The organism is Anaerohalosphaeraceae bacterium (assembly GCA_035378985.1).
Classification (GTDB): domain Bacteria; phylum Planctomycetota; class Phycisphaerae; order Sedimentisphaerales; family Anaerohalosphaeraceae; genus JAHDQI01.
Genome location: DAOSUR010000026.1, coordinates 1 through 17,575, shown reverse-complemented (window position 1 = coordinate 17,575; position 17,575 = coordinate 1). Strand labels below are relative to the sequence as shown.

At 59.7% G+C, this 17,575-nt stretch carries 22 protein-coding genes; 6 read left to right on the top strand and 16 right to left on the bottom strand.

Annotated features, from left to right (window positions below; translation table 11 throughout):
* Positions 1–56 precede the first annotated feature (56 nt).
* Complete coding sequence (locus PKY88_12645; GenBank protein ID HOQ06049.1) at positions 57–329, top strand: helix-turn-helix transcriptional regulator; 273 nt, start codon at positions 57–59, stop codon at positions 327–329.
* On the opposite strand, the gene PKY88_12640 is transcribed toward PKY88_12645, so the two are convergent.
* From PKY88_12640 to PKY88_12565, 16 genes are all read right to left on the bottom strand, one after another.
* Complete coding sequence (locus PKY88_12640) at positions 304–735, bottom strand: hypothetical protein (protein ID HOQ06048.1); 432 nt, start codon at positions 733–735, stop codon at positions 304–306. The genes PKY88_12645 and PKY88_12640 overlap by 26 nt on opposite strands.
* Entirely contained in the window at positions 735–1,643 is a 909-nt protein-coding gene (locus PKY88_12635) for a hypothetical protein (GenBank protein ID HOQ06047.1), read from the bottom strand. Before PKY88_12635 ends, PKY88_12640 begins: the two co-directional genes overlap by 1 nt.
* Positions 1,644–1,654: 11 nt before the next feature.
* A complete protein-coding gene (locus tag PKY88_12630) occupies positions 1,655–2,833 on the bottom strand; it encodes a hypothetical protein (GenBank protein ID HOQ06046.1) in 1,179 nt (392 codons plus the stop codon).
* Complete coding sequence (locus tag PKY88_12625) at positions 2,833–3,435, bottom strand: hypothetical protein (GenBank protein HOQ06045.1); 603 nt, start codon at positions 3,433–3,435, stop codon at positions 2,833–2,835. The genes PKY88_12630 and PKY88_12625 overlap by 1 nt, the downstream gene beginning before the upstream one ends.
* Positions 3,432–4,037, bottom strand: coding sequence for a hypothetical protein (locus PKY88_12620; GenBank protein ID HOQ06044.1), 606 nt, complete (start codon positions 4,035–4,037; stop codon positions 3,432–3,434). Before PKY88_12620 ends, PKY88_12625 begins: the two co-directional genes overlap by 4 nt.
* A gap of 143 nt (positions 4,038–4,180) precedes the next feature.
* Positions 4,181–4,636, bottom strand: coding sequence for a hypothetical protein (locus PKY88_12615; GenBank protein ID HOQ06043.1), 456 nt, complete (start codon positions 4,634–4,636; stop codon positions 4,181–4,183).
* Between the two features lie 95 nt (positions 4,637–4,731).
* Positions 4,732–6,024 (bottom strand): phage major capsid protein, encoded by a 1,293-nt coding sequence (locus PKY88_12610; protein HOQ06042.1) that lies wholly within the window; start codon positions 6,022–6,024, stop codon positions 4,732–4,734.
* Positions 6,025–6,027: 3 nt separating this feature from the next.
* A complete protein-coding gene (locus tag PKY88_12605; protein ID HOQ06041.1) occupies positions 6,028–6,834 on the bottom strand; it encodes an HK97 family phage prohead protease in 807 nt (268 codons plus the stop codon).
* Positions 6,824–9,061, bottom strand: a complete 2,238-nt coding sequence (locus PKY88_12600; protein ID HOQ06040.1) for a phage portal protein — start codon at positions 9,059–9,061, stop codon at positions 6,824–6,826. The genes PKY88_12605 and PKY88_12600 overlap by 11 nt, the downstream gene beginning before the upstream one ends.
* On the bottom strand, positions 9,061–10,329 hold the full coding sequence (locus tag PKY88_12595; protein ID HOQ06039.1) for a terminase family protein: 1,269 nt from the start codon (positions 10,327–10,329) through the stop codon (positions 9,061–9,063). Before PKY88_12595 ends, PKY88_12600 begins: the two co-directional genes overlap by 1 nt.
* Positions 10,326–10,883, bottom strand: coding sequence for a DUF3486 family protein (locus tag PKY88_12590; protein ID HOQ06038.1), 558 nt, complete (start codon positions 10,881–10,883; stop codon positions 10,326–10,328). The genes PKY88_12595 and PKY88_12590 overlap by 4 nt, the downstream gene beginning before the upstream one ends.
* 4 nt (positions 10,884–10,887) lie before the next feature.
* A complete protein-coding gene (locus PKY88_12585) occupies positions 10,888–11,199 on the bottom strand; it encodes a hypothetical protein (GenBank protein ID HOQ06037.1) in 312 nt (103 codons plus the stop codon).
* The gene (locus tag PKY88_12580; protein HOQ06036.1) at positions 11,192–11,539 is read right to left on the bottom strand and encodes a hypothetical protein; all 348 of its coding nucleotides are present in this window, start codon (positions 11,537–11,539) and stop codon (positions 11,192–11,194) included. The genes PKY88_12585 and PKY88_12580 overlap by 8 nt, the downstream gene beginning before the upstream one ends.
* A 10-nt stretch (positions 11,540–11,549) precedes the next feature.
* Positions 11,550–12,176 (bottom strand): hypothetical protein, encoded by a 627-nt coding sequence (locus PKY88_12575; GenBank protein HOQ06035.1) that lies wholly within the window; start codon positions 12,174–12,176, stop codon positions 11,550–11,552.
* Positions 12,161–12,577: a hypothetical protein gene (locus PKY88_12570; protein HOQ06034.1), complete on the bottom strand. Its 417-nt coding sequence runs from the start codon at positions 12,575–12,577 to the stop codon at positions 12,161–12,163. Before PKY88_12570 ends, PKY88_12575 begins: the two co-directional genes overlap by 16 nt.
* A gap of 130 nt (positions 12,578–12,707) precedes the next feature.
* Positions 12,708–13,223, bottom strand: coding sequence for a hypothetical protein (locus PKY88_12565; protein HOQ06033.1), 516 nt, complete (start codon positions 13,221–13,223; stop codon positions 12,708–12,710).
* 268 nt (positions 13,224–13,491) lie between these two features.
* Between PKY88_12565 and PKY88_12560 the strand changes: the two genes are divergently transcribed.
* The 5 genes from PKY88_12560 to PKY88_12540 form a co-directional block, all read left to right on the top strand.
* The gene (locus tag PKY88_12560) at positions 13,492–13,662 is read left to right on the top strand and encodes a hypothetical protein (GenBank protein ID HOQ06032.1); all 171 of its coding nucleotides are present in this window, start codon (positions 13,492–13,494) and stop codon (positions 13,660–13,662) included.
* A gap of 401 nt (positions 13,663–14,063) precedes the next feature.
* Positions 14,064–14,336 (top strand): hypothetical protein, encoded by a 273-nt coding sequence (locus tag PKY88_12555; protein HOQ06031.1) that lies wholly within the window; start codon positions 14,064–14,066, stop codon positions 14,334–14,336.
* A gap of 11 nt (positions 14,337–14,347) precedes the next feature.
* Entirely contained in the window at positions 14,348–14,890 is a 543-nt protein-coding gene (locus PKY88_12550) for a hypothetical protein (protein HOQ06030.1), read from the top strand.
* Entirely contained in the window at positions 14,820–16,772 is a 1,953-nt protein-coding gene (locus PKY88_12545; protein HOQ06029.1) for a DNA-binding domain-containing protein, read from the top strand. The genes PKY88_12550 and PKY88_12545 overlap by 71 nt, the downstream gene beginning before the upstream one ends.
* 3 nt (positions 16,773–16,775) lie before the next feature.
* A partial coding sequence (locus tag PKY88_12540) for an AAA family ATPase (GenBank protein ID HOQ06028.1) occupies positions 16,776–17,575 on the top strand: 800 nt, incomplete at its 3' end.

Genomic DNA, 17,575 nt, shown 5'->3' with positions numbered 1-17,575 from the left:
TGTAAGGCTCCCCCTCGCTTACGCGAGAGTGTTTGAGACCGACAGGCTGCCGCGAGATGACTGGAGTGCACACCATGGCGCCGATTGATTTTCTGAAGATGATTCTCGAGGCGATGGATCAAAAAGGGCTCAACCCGAATCGGCTGGCCCGGCTCGTGGAAGGCCGGGTCAGCCGAAGTCTAATCTATGACTATTTGGCCGGCCGGCATCGCTTGAGCGATGACAAGCTGGCCGTGATCCTCGAGGCCCTCGAGATCAACCTTTCCGCTGACTCTATGAACTTGTCAAAGAAGAATAAGTCCGCTAAAAAAGCATCGTCCAATCCTTGAGATTCACAATCCCATCGTGATTGACATCCGCCGGCGCGCGGCGAATCCAGCAGTCGCGGATGCGGATGCCGTTGAGATCGTATGTCCACACAATCACCCGCTCTGTGCCAGGCACAATCGCCCGCCACAAGTTCGGGTCGTCCTGCAGGATAAATCGATTCGGTCTGGCTACATACTCAAAGCATTCCCGGCGGCTCGATTGAAGCCACTGATTGCAGAAGGTCTGCAAGGCCGGGGCCCTGACCTCCCGCCAGAGCGGATCCGGCGGCGGACTGTTCGGCTCAACCGGCGGAGCATTCGGCTCGGAGGCGACTGGCTTCTCGGCGGAGGTCGGAAACAATCCCAGACCGATCAGGCAGACCGCCAGCAGAAGACACAGCCGCCTCGAATAATACCGCTCGGCCATTATGGGGCCTCCTCGATGATGAGCAGCTTGTTTGGACCCTCCAGCGTCAGCGGTGCCGACAGATTATTGCTGATGCTGAAGGGCATCGAGAAGACATCATAGGCCAGCTGGCCGCCGGAGGCATCGGCGCTGCCGAAGAGCACGCCGGCAATCGTCAGCTCCAGCGGCGTCCCCCCCGCCGACTGGACCAGAACCAGCTGCAGAGCGGCGGCGGAGGAGGTCAGGAGCTGGTTGCTGAGGATCACATTGTTCTGGATGGAGGCATCCTGAAAACTGAGCGAACCGTTGACCGCAAGACCGCACTCGGGCGATAAGTCCACCGCCGTATAACCGAGATCCGCATCGTTGCAGGCCCGCAGCATCGGGACGCTCACACTCAGCGACAGACCGAGCGGGTGAGCAATCGCCGTGTTGCCGTGCAGGCAGGAGCGAATGCGCCAGCCGCCGCGTGCGGCGGAGACATAAGTCGGGGCATTCTGCGCATCGGTCTGCTGCCAGACGTCGGCGATTGCAGCGGTCTCATCGCCGAAGCGGCACTCGAAGTCAAACGACACGGAGGCATAGGAGCCCTGGCGGATCTCCAGCCGGATGTTGTGGATGCAGGGATTATTGAGCGTGTGTTTGATGTAGCCGCCGGTTGGACCGGTGCCGGACTTGCGCTCATAGAAGACCAGGTTGCTGACGGTGCCGGTGAGCAGATCGAGCACTTTGGGCCAATCCTGCACGGTGACCGAGCCGCGAACAAACTGCACATCGCGATCAACAATCGGGACCTGCAGCCCGTCGGCGCCGCTGCGGAGGATGTTGTCAAAGCCGGCGGTCAGCCGCACCGAGACGGTGCCGCCGACGGACACGCCGTTGACGGCGGTTGCCGTCGGGCAAAAAATTCGTTTGTTCACAACAGCCATATTCCATCTCCTTATGATTCAGGAATCGGGATCCAGCGGGCCTCAAAGCGGACCTGCCGGTAATGCATTTTCGGATGTACAATCAGATCCGCCGCATCGCTCAGATAAAATTCGTCGCAGCAGAAATCCGGGCCGGGATGCGAGCGGTCGAAGGCCAGAACGATTTTTTCGAAGAGCCGATTGACGCCGACGGTATCCGGGCCGCCGCGCCGCGCGGCGCCGTCGATGCCGCTGCGGTCGCCGAAGGCGATGTCGAGAATGATGTGCAGGGCCGGGGCGTAATCGCCCTCGCGGCTGAGCCGCTCTACGGAGGCCTGTACAAAGGCCATCGGGGCGTAGCGCTCAAAACTGCTGACGCCGCCGTCGGCAATGCCGACCTGGCCGGCCCAGGGGGCGACCGTGCGGAAACAGGGACGTCCGTCCTCGGTCATCTCCGACAGACGCCGGCAGGCCCAGTCCTCCAGCTCGGTCAATAAACCGGACTCGGGCGAATCGGTGAGGGACTCGCGGCCGTTGCCGTCATTATATAAAACGAGCAGTTCCGTATTTGTCAGAGCGCGGCCGAAGAGCATCAGATTGTCCAGCCGCAGCGGACGAACGGAAAAAGGGACGCCGCCGGGAGGCATGGCGGCGCCCAAGAGGAACGGCAGAGGACTTGTCCACTTCGAGGGGTCTGTGCCTTCCGCCAGAGAGGTGCTTTTGAGGAGAGTATTATTCCACCAGAGCCGGCTCTGGCCGGTCTCGACATCGAGAATGGCGGCGACGAAACACCATTCATTGCGCCGCCAGGAATCAGGGATGAATGTGGAGCCGCATTGAGTCCATTTCGAATCACAGATGTAATTAAAGAGAACTTCATCGGAGTTCTCGTCGATTTCGAGGATATTTTCATAATCGTTGCCGATGATGCCCCAGAGGGACTGAGCAACCTCCTGCTCGCAGTCGATTCGCTGGACCCAGCCGCAGACTGTAAAACTCTTGCGCCAATACTCCTGCAGACTGGAGCCCAGATGGATATGATCGCCGGCGCCGTTGAAGGCAAAGGCATTGCCCAGAAGACCTGGGCAGGACAACTCCTTCGTCGGGCGGGAGGCCAGGCCGTGCAGGATGCCGCGACAATCGAGGACCAGCCGCGAGTCGCCGGACTCCTCAAATCGCCAGTGAGCAATGCAGTCTTTACGCAAATCCATCAGGCACTCTCCAATTGTTCCGCAATCGAGCGATAGACGGTATCGGTGATGGCGTCAACACGATCGAGGACGCCGTCATAGAGGGCCCCGGAGCCGAAGACCGTCACTTCCGGCACGAGGGCAAAGAGCGGTCGGATTCGGGCCCGCTCGGTCTTGCCGAGCCGATAGCCGAAGAGCAGATTGCCGGCCGCACTGCGGAAGAAAAACCCGTTGGGGACCTCACGCGGAGACCGGAAGCGGGGAACTCCGGCGGCGGTGAGGTTCTCGCCGATGGGGACGGCCAGCAGCCGCGCCGTGCGGGGACGGATGGTCTTAACCTCATCCGTCAGGAGCCAGGCGTAGGCATCGACGCCGGAGAAGGGCCGCACGCCGACGGCGGCCTCCAGGTCGCTGAGCATCCAGCCGGCCAGTGCACGGGCCAGATTGCCCGTGCGGCGGCGCAGGACACGGCCGGTCAGATAATGATCGGCGATGTAGGAGGCCGTCTCCTGCGCTGCGCGGCGCAGACCGCCGGAGGCGGCGCGGGCCAGATGCTGCGCCGAGCGGTGCGTGCCGCTGACGGCGGCGCGAAACTCCGGTCCTAATTCAAGCAGCACTCTCACAGCACAATCCTCTTGTAGGCATCCCAGATGCGTTTGACCTGCGGCAGCAGGTCGATGTTTTCGAATTTCGAAAAGGACCCGCCCTGAAAAGATACGCCCGACAGGCCGATGTCGTCTTTTCGCTTGAAGAGAAACGACACTTGCTCGACGGCTGATTCCTGCAGGTCGGCCGGCATCGGCACTTCGGCGGAGGAGGCCGGCTCGGAGCCGGCGGGCACATAGCCGCCGCGATAGACCACCTGAATCGAATCGGGCGGCTCGGCCGGCCATGGCAGATCGACGCGGTAGACAATGCCGCTGCGGCCGGACTGGAGCAATCGATACTCGCTGGAGACGAGCGGTTCTGCCGAATCAAAGTCCCAGTCGGCGGCGATGCGGATAGACTGCAGACCCGCGATTGGAAAGGCCCGCAGCCGCAGATACGGCGTGCCGCCGGTATAGACTTCTGTGACGGGTTCTTCCGGCAGCACAAGCCCGCGATGGCAGTACTGCTCCGCCATCGCCGTGACCGAGCCGATCAGGCCGGTCAGGACGGCCGACTCTTCGGCGGACAGCGAGGTTACGCCGAGACGCTGCCGGATTTGTTCGAGGGTACAGAGCATGCCTTGTTCCTGTAGTCTTCAGACCGAATCATCTTGTCCTTCGGACTGGGAAAGTTTTTTTTAATTTGCTCGCCTTGAACCGGTTCTTGTTTTTTTTTCATTTTTTTTGTTCCAAAAGGAGGGGCCGAAGCGGCCCCTCTTGTTTAGGCCGTGATATGCTGGGCGTAGCCGCGTTCGGCGGCGGTCGAAGGACCGACGGCCCGCTGGGCGGTCACGCCGCGAATGACCAGAAAGGCCCCGGAGGTGCCGCTGCCGGCGGTCGGGGCCTTGACGCGAACAAAGCGTTTGCGGCCCGGGATATTCGGCACGTCGATCGCAAAGATCTTGTTGTCGTCCGTGCCCGCGATGACCGAGGTGAGCTTGGCGGAGGCAATCTCCGTCCAATCGCCGGCGGTGCCGGAGTTGGTGTCGCACTCTTCCAGGATCAGCGGCGTGAAGATGTTGCCGGAACCGACGGCGACATCCGTGGTGCCGACGATGATCTCAATCTTGGCAACGCCGCAGCCGGACAGGTCCAGCGGCGTCTGGGTGCCGAAGGCGCCGTTGTTTTTGACCTCGGCGAGCATCAGGGTCACTTTTTCCTCTTGGAGTGGGTTCATTTTTTTATTCCTTTCAAAAATCAGTTCTGTTTTATTTTTTTTAAGACCCTCCGGCGGCCGCACGACCGCCGGAGGATGGAAAGGAGAATCAACTTTTATCCGGTCTTCAGTCCGATGATAGTGCCGGCCTTTTTGGTCTGGTCGGTCTCCACATCATGGCAGCCGTAGACAGATATTGCTACACGCTCGGTGGCCAGGACTGCGATCTGACGCTGGAGGAACAGGGCCTCGCGGCTTTGCTCGATGGTCGTCTGCCGGCGGTCGCCGAAGACGGCTCCGCGACCCAGATTGGCCAGGACGCAGCAGATCTGGTTCGAGGCCGACTCATACGGCAGCGGAACAAACTCCACCGGAAGGCCGAGGAAGCGGCGGCCGGTGGAAACCTCCCCGACGATGATTTCTGTTTTGGAGGCCCCGCCGGCGGCATCGGCCAGTTTCATCATCACTTCAAAATAGAAGCGGCTGCTGCAGAACCAGCGAGGACCTTCGCCGCCCCAGCCGTAGGGATGCAGGGCTCCCATCATGCTGCGGAAGTTCGGCAGGGTCAGACCGTTCCAGCCGCTGCCGCTGCCGCTCACAAGGCCCTTTGGGGAGCTGAGCTGATTGAACCAGCCGGTGATGCCGAGGTTGTTGAAGTACGGGCTGGTGCCGTCGCCGCAGAAGAGGACGCGGTCCTCCTGCTCCGCAAAGGCCATCGCCATCAGCTCGCCCAAGATATTGCCCAGAGACATGGCCGATGAGACATCTTCGGCGGTATCGCGGTTGACCGGCACAAAGACATCCCAGCTCTGGGCCTTGAGCGTCAGCAGATTGCCGGACAAATCCTGCGGGGTCGGGATGACGCCGGCCTCCGTGCAGTAGACCTTCAGCCCCTTGTTGAATTTCGGCACAGACTCCGTGTCGGTCGTCATCAGCCATGGCTGGCAGAACCGGCGGGCGGCGCCGTATTGGGCGATGATCAGGACAAAAGCATCGACCAGCTGCTGCGGAATCAGCAGGCCCCCGGAAGGGTTATTTTGCGAGCTGACCGCCTTTTCGAGCTTGTAGCCGCGATGCTCCAAGATTTTGGCGGCGGTTGAAGAGCCGAGAACACCGGCCATGATATACAGGCCGAAGTCCTGGGCCAGACGCGCATTGCCCCAGACGCCCTTGTAGAGCCCGCTGAGATGATCCGGATTGCCGATCATCGACTGCTCGCGATAGGAGCGGAGCTCCTCGGAGAGGGTGTTGAGGTTTTTGCGGAGCTGATCGATATCGGCGAAGCGGTCGGCCAGGAGCTTGTTCACCTCGCCGGAGACGGACTTAATGAATTGTTCATTGGTCAGAAGCCCCTTCTCCCGCTGAAGGAGGAGGTCTTCGAGCATTTTTTTTACATCTTGTTCATTCATGGTTTACCCCTTTTTTAAAAGACTTTCAATTGCTTTTTTTAATGCCGCGAAATCCCCGGAGCCGTCTGCTTTTCGGGGATCGGAGGAGGTGCCGGGGGACAATTCCTCCGCAGCCGAAAAGAGGTCGGCGGATTGTTTTTGGTTGTGGAAGTAAAGGAGGTCTTCGAGGGTCTGGAACTTTTCGTCCAGCCAGTCGCGGAGCGAGCGGACCTCCTGATCCAGATAATGCTTAACAAAGTCCTGGATGTCGGGACTTTTCCGGGCGGCCCATTCGAAGCCCTTCAATCTGGCCAGGGCCTCCGGATTGGCCCCGACGGCTACGCAGGAAATCTCCAGCAGTTCCAGCTTCGTGATGACATAGAGGGTCTTTTCGCCGGATTTGTCGAGCCGATATTCGAGGACGCGGAAGCCGATGCTCACAGCCCGCATCGTGCGGTTCTTGTAGGCGATCCAGTGCTCGGCGCCGAGCTGAAGCTCTGTGTCGAACTGAAGGGTCATTTCGACCTGCTCGTGATCGCCGACATTCACCAGCCGGGCGGTGCTCACATCCCAAGAACCGACCGCCGGCGGCATGCCGTTTTCGAGTCGGTGCAGATGACAGGCCAGACAGATCGGGTTGTCGGCAAACTCGCCCTTGCGGCGGATGGCCTCATAGACCGCGCGGGCTTCAACGACTTCATCGTGTCGGTCCACGACCTCGGAGGAGACGACAAAGGTGATGCGTTTTTTGTCCAAATCGACAGCCTTTTCGTCTTCGCGAATGTAGGCGTGGAGGTGTTTAAGTTTTTGCGGATTCAGATCAAACGGCATGGGAGTCTCCTATGGATTGGCTGCGCCCGTAAAGGGCCATCAGGACGCAGCGGCAGTTGATGATGTTGCCGGCTGAGCCGCTCGGGTCGCCCGGATACATCAGCGGCTCGCCGTTGACCAGAAACGGCTGATTAAGCGGGATGCCGTCGCGATACATCTCTTCGGCCCTGCGATGGGCGTCGCGGACGGCTTCATCGCGGGCGGTGAGCCATGATTTCTTTTCAATGCCGGCCTCCTGCATGCCGGCAAAGCGGCCGGTGCTCACGGCCCCGGCCACCTGCGTGCGGGCGATGCGCTGGGCCCTCGCCAGCGAGCCGTCTAAAACGGAGCGGAGGCGGTTGGTTAACTCGCCGAGTCCTTCGCCGGCCTCCAATCCCTCCCGGAGCGTGCGGCTGACGGCGGCCTGCGTGGTTTGATTGATGCCGGTGATGTTGCGGCTGCTGTGCAGCAGCGCGCCGCGCACCATCTGCCGCTGGCAGGCGGACTCGGCGCGGCGGGCGGCCTCCTCGGCCGAGAGGCCGGAGGACTTCAGGAGTCCTTCCGCACCGATACGGGCGGCCCGCTCAAAGAAGGTGCGGTTGATCAGCTGCAGCCGGCCGTTTTCCTTTTTCAGATCGAGCACGACGCGGGCGAGAATCTCCGTCGTCGGCGGCGATTGCGGGTCGTCCTTTTTGCCCGAGAGGGCCTCCTGCAGGCGGCTTGTGAGCTCGCGGCGCTGCCGCAGGAAGAAGCTGCGAAGGGCCGCCTGCATCTCTTTTTCCAGCGGCAGCCAGGACTGCACATAGTCCTTCCAGAGCCGGTCAGCCTGCTCTTTGCGGACCAGTTCCTCGGCCGGGTCGGCGGAGCGGACGGTCTGCTTTTGCGGCTCCTCCTCCGGTGTATAGGCCGGGCCTGTGGCGGCGATGCCCTGCGGACCGGCCTCGAGGACCCACTGGGCCGGCGCCAGCGACATCCAGTTGATCCACCAGTATTTGGCATGCGGCATCGCCTCCAGATCAAACGGCAGGTCATAGGCCCGGATAATCTGTTCGAGCGGGATGCCGTCACGGCTGAGCTCAATGACTTTCTTGGTCCAGTCCATCCGCGTTTCGGCGACGACCGGGTGCTGATCCCAATCGAACCAAGCGAAGACCGGCCGGCCGGACTGGGCGGCCTTGATGCGGCAGAGCCGATAGGACTCTTTCTGCGAGAGATTCCGCAGATGACGCCAGGTGCCCGACTCGAGCACTGACCGGGAGTGAACCTGGCTTCGGTAGAAGCGGCTGATGAGAGCGTCGGTGAGGGTCCAGGCAAACAGCTGCGAAAGCGGCATGCAGGAATTAAACACGAAATCCCGCATGGCCGGCCCGCCGGAATATTGCGACTCAGGCACCAGCCCGATCAGCTGCGGCGGGACGTTGAATGCGGCGGCGATGCGGCAGGCCTGCTTCTGGTCGATTTCGGCGGCCTGCAGGTCGACCATCTTGAGCGTGAGCGTCTTGGCCTCGATGCCGCCGGTCAGGAGGACCGTGCTCAACACCTTGTCCTCGCCGGCGTAGCGGCTGTCGAAGGCCGACAGAATCTCTGTGATCTCCTCCGGCTCGAGTTTAACACCGGCCGGTGTTTGAAGGATGACGCCCGGCTCAGCGCCGTTGCGAAGGGCCGTGCGGTTGCGGAGGATCAGGGCATAGCAGTACTGCAGGGCGTTGTCGCAGGGCCCCAGCGGGCCCAGACCGTGCCAGCGATTGTACGGATTGAAGTTGCGGGTCTGATAGACCTGAGACGGAGCAACGCGGCGGATGCGGCCGAAATCATCGATCCATTCCCAGCCGACCAGCGTGCCGCCCGGATTGACAATCTCCCGCATGCGGGGACCGGCGACAATTTCAAAGGGACTGTCCTCACGGATGGGGTCGTCGAAGACAAAGAATACATCGCAGAAGAGGATGTAGTTGCCCAGCCAGTCGGCGGCCAGCCGGTCGAAGGACATAGCCGGATTGCGGAACAGATAATCATAAATCGGGCCGTCCTCGACAATCTGATCGTCGATGGTGCTTAAGACCAACGGGACGTTGCGGGCGGTGAGCGTCGTCAAGATCTTGTTGACGCAGGCAAAGACGATATCCACTTGGCGATAGGGCTCGCCGGCCAGGACGGGATCGCGGAAGGAGGACCGCAGCAGCCGAGCGAAAGACGTGCTGCTCTTGGTGCGACTGAACAAACGCTCGATGGATTTAAATAACTTCATCAGGCCCTCCGACTCACATAACACATGGGTTTGACGGCGCCGGCGTCTGAGGCCTCCAGCGCCAGTGCCAGTGCCCAGAACCGGTCGGAATGGCCGTCGGCGGTATGCTCGGCGTCGTAGCGGATGTTGCCGGCGGCGGTGACGATTTTGCGGACGGCGTGCAGGTCATTGCGGACGGCGTTGTCGATCGGGATGCGGATGCGGCGGTCCTCAAAGATTTGGCGGACGCGGACAGCCATCGACTCCTTAACGGACGGCGTAAACGTGACCGGTTCGATCCGCGAAGAGCCGAAGAGCTTCTGCAGCTGCTCACAGATCGGGCCGCCCATGCCGGTATAGTCCACGCAGACGCGGCGCGGCCGCAGGCGGCGAATCGTCTCGGCCAGCAGCTCCGCCTGCATCGGGAAGGGAGTCTTTTCAAGGACCTGTACACGCCGGGTCCAATAGACATCGCCGACTTTTTCGAGGAGCCACAGGATCGTCAGGTCGCGTTTGCGGCCGATGTCGATGCCGGCGTAATACTCGCCGCCGGCGGAAAGATCGGCGGACTCCAGAGCCGCCTGCTCGATTTCGCAGGCGGAGATCAGTTCGTAGGTCAAAAAGGCGGTTGCTTCGTCGATGAATTTGCATTCGTATTCCTGGGCCCAGGCGTCCGGGTCATCCAGTCCGCTGCGGAGGGCCTCAATATCGACCTTCAGCCCTTCGCGGACGGCGGTGTAGATGTCCACAAAATGACGGCTGTAGGGCTGATTGCCCGTCCAGAGCGAATAAAACTTATTCTGCTTGCCCATCGGGGTGGAGAGAATCCGAATCTTGTAGCCGCGTGTGATGGAGCCGTAGAGCGCCGTCCAGATTTTGTGGCTGTCTTTGTGCAGGGCGAACTCATCGAGCACGACATGCGCGGAGAAACCACGCGCTGTATCGGGGTTGGCGGGCAGGCCGATGATGCGGCCGCCGTTTGGAAAATGGATGGCGAGCATTTTGTATTCGTTTTCATCGCCCCGGAACCGCTCTTCGTCAACGGCGGAGATGCCGAGGGCGTAGGCGCGGGCGTGCTGGGCGGCCTTCTCCATCAGCTCGCGGCTCTGCCGCTCGCCGCGCGACAGCAGCACCCAGGTTTCGCCGGTCTGATAAACCTGATCGACCGCCTCCAGCGAGGCCATAAAGGATTTGCCGGTCTGGCGGGCCTGCAGCGCAATCTTGTAGCGGCTGTCATCCCGCATCCAGCGTTTCTGATACGGCAGCAGGTTGATCAGCGGTTCGGTCATTGCACGATCCCGTAAATCTGTTCGCGGATAATCTTGAGCGTCTCCGGGTCTACCTTCTTGCGGAGTTCTTTGGCGATGGTTTTTTCGGCGGAGGCGGCCTTTTCGGCCAGGCGGCTGCGGAGATACTGATCGGCCTTGAGGGCGACCTGCGTGCAGTCGCGGATGGCCGAGGAGACCAGGGAGATTTCCTTCGGGCTGAGCTCTTCGGCGCTGAGCAGATCGATGATCTGGGCCGTCATAATCTCGGCGGCGGCCTTCTGCGTTTCGGAGGCGTTTTCCTCCGAAAGACCGCTCATGACCTGCCGGGCGATCTGGGCGGCGGAACGCATCCGCTCATAGGCCAGCAGCCCCTTGGCCCAGCGGCCGATGGCGGAGCGGCTGATGCGATGGCCGCAGCGGCGGCAGTAATCGGCCATGTCTTCATAGCGGGGGCGGCCCTCCTTCGGGCCGGGCCAGTCCGGCGGCCAGACGCCGTCGGTGAGCATGGCCGTCAGCGTCGAACGCAGGGCCGGCGGCAGCGTATCAATCGAACTGTGCACGCGACGAGTCCGCATCGGATCAGACCTCCAAGGCCGGGTCCCTTTTTAGATTCTGAGCGATTTCAAGCCCGACTGCCGTGAGCTTGATGACGGCCATCGAATTCTTCCGAACATCGGCTAAAGTTCCCTCCCCATCCAGAGAGACGATTTCGATGTAGCCCTTTTCCAGCAAATAAGCGATGTCCTTCCGCATCAAATCAATTCCGTAGTTGGCGTCGACGGTGCACATTACCTGCTCGAGCAGCTTGACGGAAAGCCCCGAGGGATAAACCCGGTCCAGCGACCGCAGCATTAAATTCCGAGCCTGACGGATGAGGTCCTGCTTATTCATAACGCATCTCCTTCACAATTTCTTTGGCGATATGGCCGCAGATTTGCGGCATTTGTTCAATAACCCGCATGGAACCGTTGAGCATCGCGACCCCCTCGGAAACTTTCTTCATGGATTCTTCGAGAGAATTGATGGAGCGGATGTACTCCACCTTGCCGACAAAATCCTGATTGCAGGCATTCTTTCTTTCCGCCAGCCGCTCAATCTTGGCATCTTGCTGATCGACTCGTGCTGAAATCGCCCGCAGATCGGACTTGATGGAAGTCAGAATCATCAAAATTAAACCGCTGATAATGCCCGCCGCCGCGCTGATGACCGTTGCTAAGATGGACCAATTCATAAAATTTCCTTCACTGGATTCGGACTGGTTCTTCGATCCGGATAAAACTGCGGAATAGGGTTTCGACGCGTCCACCCGGCCACCATTGAAAAGGCGGCAGCTTATTGGGATAAACAAACTGTCCTTTTCGATCGATTTGATGCATCAGCCCGAGCCGCTGGAGGACGCGTGCGGCGGCCTCGGTGCAATGCAGTTCCACGGTCTGCAGCCGCCGATCCCGATCGATCAGACGGCAGAACCAGGTCCACTTGATGCCGCACAAAAGCAGCTCAAAAGCCCCGGGGATGCCGTGCTCATAGGGCAGACCGATCAGGCCCTGCATGACATCGGATGCTTTGTTTTCAAATTCAGGCGGTCGGAGAAAATGAAGCCGGCGGACCCAAACGGAACCCGGATAATGGGACAGCCAGTTATCGAAGGGGTTGATCTGGACGCCGGATTTGCCGGCCCAGCGGTTGAGCGTGGTGGCCTCAAAGACGGCTGATCCGCCGGATGCCGCCAGAGCGACATGGCTGATGGAAGCGGCTGTGCCGGTTGCGCCGACCAGATGATTATAGGTCTTGATGCGGCGGCTGAGCCGGCTGCTGCCGGAGCACAGGAGGATGTCACAGGTTTGCAGATTCAGCGGCGTCTCCATGATTTACTTTTTTTGCGGCTCAAAAGGTACGAGGCCAACAGGACGGAGGCGGCGGTGGTAAATCCGCTGACCGCCTGCGGGCCGGTCCAATCGACGGAAGCGGAGGAGTCAACGGCTGTTTTGGCTGTTTCCAGCAATATGACCTTCTTCTGGGTCTCCTGCAGCTCTTTTTGCAGGGCCTCGGCTTTGAGCTTGGCGGCCTGCTGCTCGGTGAGCGTAACGGCCTGCTCCTGCTCTTTGAGGGCCTGCTCGTAGCGGGCGGCCAGGTCCTGCTGGTGCTGCTGATAGACAGCCAGGGCCCCGGTGAGGGCCCCGCCGGCCGCTGCGCCGGCGGCAAATTCACCGCTGCCGCCGGAACAGCCGATGAAAAAGGGGAGGAGGAGGACTGCAAAATATTTCATGGCGGATTCCTTTCCAAAAATTTAAATCCTTTTTTGGAGGCATCTGACCAAAAAACCGGACGCCTCCAGACAGAGCATCTCCGGAGGCGACCGGTTTAGTATTGCTGTTTTTACTATCGGCTACTGTGTTTTATCTGTCAAGTTTTTTTCTAAAAATTTTTTTAAAGTTCTTTCGATCTGATCCAGATGCCGCAGCAACCGTCCGGCTGCAGTCAAAAAAGCTCCGGCAATCGGGACCCAGATGGATTCCCAATACCCCCGAGAAAGGGATGCAAAAAAAATCAACCACCCCAAGCAAAAAATGAAAACACCGATCCCTGTAATCTCTCCTCCGGACCCCAGAGACCGGTCCTTTTGGCTGTTTTTGTATGGATTTGATTTTTTGAGCGAGTTCGATTTCTTCCCGGGTAAAGACCTCTTCTTTTTGTTTGATGCTTTCCATCCATTCCACGGTTTCCTGGATTTGCTCAAGGATGTCGCAGAGCTCTTCTTTGAGCATGCCGTGGGCGATGGCAGTCGCCTGGCCGCGTTTGGCCATATCCGCCTGATGGAATAAGACCACGCCGGCATTGACAATCTGCCGAATCATGTATCCACGCTTCTCCAGAGACTGAATCATCCGAAGCGTGACATCGGTAAAATGCATGGTATATCGTTTCTTAGCCATATTTTTTTTAGAGTATAGCATTTTTTTTGTGCAAATGCAAATCTTTATTTCCTAAGGCATTAGAATATTTTTTACTGCATCTGAATTAAAAAATAATCCAAATAGCTAATTTTTTATGTTGACTTTTCCCGAAAGATAGAATAGGGTGCAGATTATGGTCACAAATAGGAAAAATCGACGACACTCATCCCACCGAACAAGGGTCGGACAGATGCTCACTCCCATCGCTTCCGAAACAGCCCGAAGGATGAAGAAATTGACTGGCTATTCCCTAAAAACTCTGATGTCATCTGGCATTTTCCTGCTGGAAAAATCCCTGGAGGCGGGAGATTTCTCCCCAATCCTGAACGCCAAGCAGCGGGAATTGGATGGCGAGTTTCAAGTTTTCCGAGAATCGCAGCCGGAGGCGACCGGCTGAGTATTTCGGCGGGCTGCCGTTTCGGCGGCAGTCCGCTTTAAAAGAAAGTTTTTGAGAAAGGCCTGCGGCCTACAGAGAAAATATGTTCATAAAAAACGCGAAATCTTTCGATCGAGCAGGCCGCGAGTTGTCGGCTGATCCGATCCGATGTTTTCTCCTTTCCGGACAGATGCCACCCTCCCATCTGTCCCCTCGTACAGCCGGACCCGCTCCAAAGCGGGGCCGGCTGTATTCGTCCTCATCCTCCTCCGAAGCGGGTGGGGCCGCTGCATTGGACTCCCTCCCCGCCTGCTTTTTAAAGGTTCTTCACTCCTGGCGACCGGGCGGGGCTTCCTCCTTCACCACCCGGTCGTTTTTCCCCAGAGCGAAAGGAGGGACTCATGGAGCGAAAGGAGGGACTCATGCCGCTTAGGAAAGTCCATGCATCGGTACGTCGGCGGCGAGGTCTGCAGTTTTTGGTCTTTGAGTGTCCCTACTGCAGCCAAAAAAATCATCTGCCGATCGGCGATTATAACACCAATCCGCAGCCGCATCGGTTTGTTAAGACCATCTGCTGCGGAAGCAATCTGGAATTAACTCAAACCGCCCGCCAGGGTCCGAAGACCGCCTCCCGGCGGTCCGGCTGTGAACCGCCGAAGAAAGCGATGCCGCACAGCCCCCGGCGGGCCTGCTGAGGAGAATGATAATGCCTAAGCAGGAGACGCAAGAGGCCAAATATGTACAAGGGGGCATCTGCCCCCACTGCTATCGGTATCTGCCCTATCCGGTCGTGCATGAGCCCTATCAGGCAAAGGGACGCACCTGGCGGCTGGTGCAGGGCTGGTGCTTTGACTGCCAAAAGGGGGCCATCCTGATGCAGACGCCCGGAATGAGCGGCAGATGGATTGTGCATCAATATCTGCCGTATGATTTGGTGCATAACGTGCCGGTGCCGACCGACAGCGGCCAATGGGTTTTGATGACGCCCCTGCCGCCGGAAAGTCCGAAGGCGGATGACGAAGGGCCGGTTCTGAAATTCGGTCAGGGAGACTATGCCGTTGAAGTCAGCGCTGAAAATCTGGATAAGGCCCTGCGGATCGAATTGGCGGCAATGGTGGAATTGATTCAAGTCGTCTTAAATGCCGTCAAAAGCATTGTGACGGCAAAGCTGAAAAAAAATGGATTGGACAATACAACAAGCAGCAGAACGGCTGAAAAAGAGCCAGGGTCAGATCCGACGGCTGTGTGAAGCAGGCCGGCTTCCGGGGGCCTATAAATCCGGACGCAGTTGGCGGATTCCGTCGACGGCGCATCCGGACCTGCAGGCGGCCTCCGCCGCAGAAAACCCGAAAACGGATCTGGAGGAGCTGCCGGAGGTGCAGCGGCAGACGGTTTTGCGGCGAATAGCGATCCTGCGGGAGATGGATTTGTTTGTGGCCCACGCCGAATCGCTGCGGATCAGCCGGACGGCGGCGGCTGAACAATTTGCCGCCAAGATGCAGATCCCGCTGCGGACGCTTTATTGGTGGCGCAGACAGCTTCGGACGCTGGGACCGGCCGGGCTGGCGGATGGGCGAAGCCGGCGGGCGGCGGAGGCGGAGATCAGTCCGGAGGCCTGGGAGGAGTTCTGCCGGATGTATCTGGTGGAACAGAAGCCGTCGGCGGCGATGTGCTGGCGGAACCTGTGCTACCTGAATCAAAGCCAGCATCGCGGCTGGACGATTCCATCGCTGCGGCGGATGCAGCAGCTGATTAACGAGCGGATCCCAATGCCGGTGCAGGTGCTGCATCGGGACGGACGCGCGGCGTATGAGGCCAAGTATGCGCCGTATCTCAAGACGGACCCGGAGAGCATTGCACCCGGGGCGGTCTGGGTCGGTGATCATCATCAGTGCGATGTATGGGTGCGAGCGAACGGGCGATGGGTGCGGCCGTGGATTACGGCCTGGCAGGATATGAGGAGCCGCACAATCGTCGGCTGGGTAATCAGCGAGCAGCCCAGCAGCACGACGATCCTGCAGGCCTTCCGGGCCGGATGCCGGCAGTGGGGGCTGCCGGAGTCGGTCAAGATCGACAACGGCAAGGACTACGACTGCGAGATGTTTACGGGCGTCACCAAGCAGCGCCGCAAACTGCAGGGGCTGCGGCTGGATGAGGAGGTGACGGCCGGATTATATGCCCTGCTGGGTGTGGGCGTGTCGTTTGCGATCCCATACCATCCGCAGAGCAAGTGCATCGAGAGGTGGTTTGACAGGTTCGAGCAGCAGTTCTGCCGCACATTCGCCACCTGGTGCGGACGGACGACACAGACGCGGCCGGAGGATCTCTTTGATAAAATGAAATCGGAGACCTTTGCAGCAGCGGCGCCGACGCTGGAGGAGTTCCGCTCGCAGGCCGAAACCTATATCCAAATCTACAACCGCACGGCGCATCAGGGACGCGGGATGGACGGCAAGAGTCCGTTGGAAGTGATACAGCAGCGCTCGGTGCGGCGCGTGACGGCCGAAGGGGTGCTGGACCTGATGTGCCGCTGCTGGAGCGGCCTGCTGACGGTCGGCAAGAACGGCATCCGCATCCGGGGACTGGATTACGGGGCGGCCGAGCCGGCACTGCTGGCCTGGCAGGGCAAAAAGGTCCGCGCGGCCTGGGACCCGGAGGATCTCACGAAGGTCTGGGTATACGAGCCGAATACCTACAAGCTCATCTGCATCGCCGAACAGTGGAAGATGGTAGCCTACGGCGGCGCGGATGATGCGGCCCTTCGGCAGGCTCGGGCGATGCAGGCCAAGGCCAAGCGATTGGTGAAGCAGGCCGCTCCGGCAGCCAGAACGGCGGCGATGGATTTAACGACGCTGACGCTGGCGGCGATGCAGGCGCGGACGCGGCCGATGCCGGAGCCGGAAAAACCGGTGATTCGGCCGGTAGCGACGGTGATGGACGGCCAGGTCCGCGAGCACCAGCGGATGGCGCAGATTAAACAGGTGCGGCGGGCGGCCGGCGGCGAGGCGATTCACTATGTGGCGGACCTGCAGATTGAGTATGACACAATGCGGGCCGAGCCGAAGCCGCTGCCGACGCTGGAGATTGAGGCGGGTGCGGAACAGGAAAAAATGCATTTAAATTGGGATTAAACGATGAATAAAAAGCTGCTCGAAACGCTCGAGCAGGAGGCCCGAAAAGTATTGGTAGGGATGCCGAATATGGAAAGCAAGGATGAGGTCAGGCACTTCTGCAACAAGGTGATCGCCTTCTGCGATCAGTACGGCATAACGCGAGGCGAGCTGGCGGCCTCCATCGGTGTGTCGCTGGCGGCCCTGTCGCAGTTTCTGCTGGGCAAGTATGAGGGGGACTCGAAAAAAATTGCCGCCCGATTGGTGGATTATATGAACCGAACGGCCAAGCGGGCCGAGCGGAAAAAAGAATCACCCTATGTGGAGACGACGATTGCCAAGGCCATCTTTGCAGTCATCAAACAAGCCGAATCCTTTACGCAGCCGGGTGAGGGACGCATTGCCGTCATCATCGGCGATGCCGGGCACGGCAAATCGATCTGCCTGCGGCAGTATGCGGCGGTCCACCCGGCGGCCATCTATGTCAAGCTCGACGACACGATGACCAGCGTGGCGATGTTTGCGGCGATTGCGGCGGCGATGGACCTGGACTCGTACGGCGGGATGAAAACACTCACCAGCCGCATCCGTGAACATCTGCTCAAACGTGAACGCACGCTGCTGTTGGATGAGTGCAGCGGACTGACCGTCGCGAAACTCAATCAGCTGCGGCAGATTATCGGCGAGAACGGCAGCACGCTGATATTGGCCGGCAACAATCAGCTGCTCAAGACGATTCAGTCGGATGCGGCCCGCAAGGGCAATGAGACGCTCGACCAGTTCCGCTCGCGCGGCATTCCGGTGCTGGCCGCATGGCCCAGCGG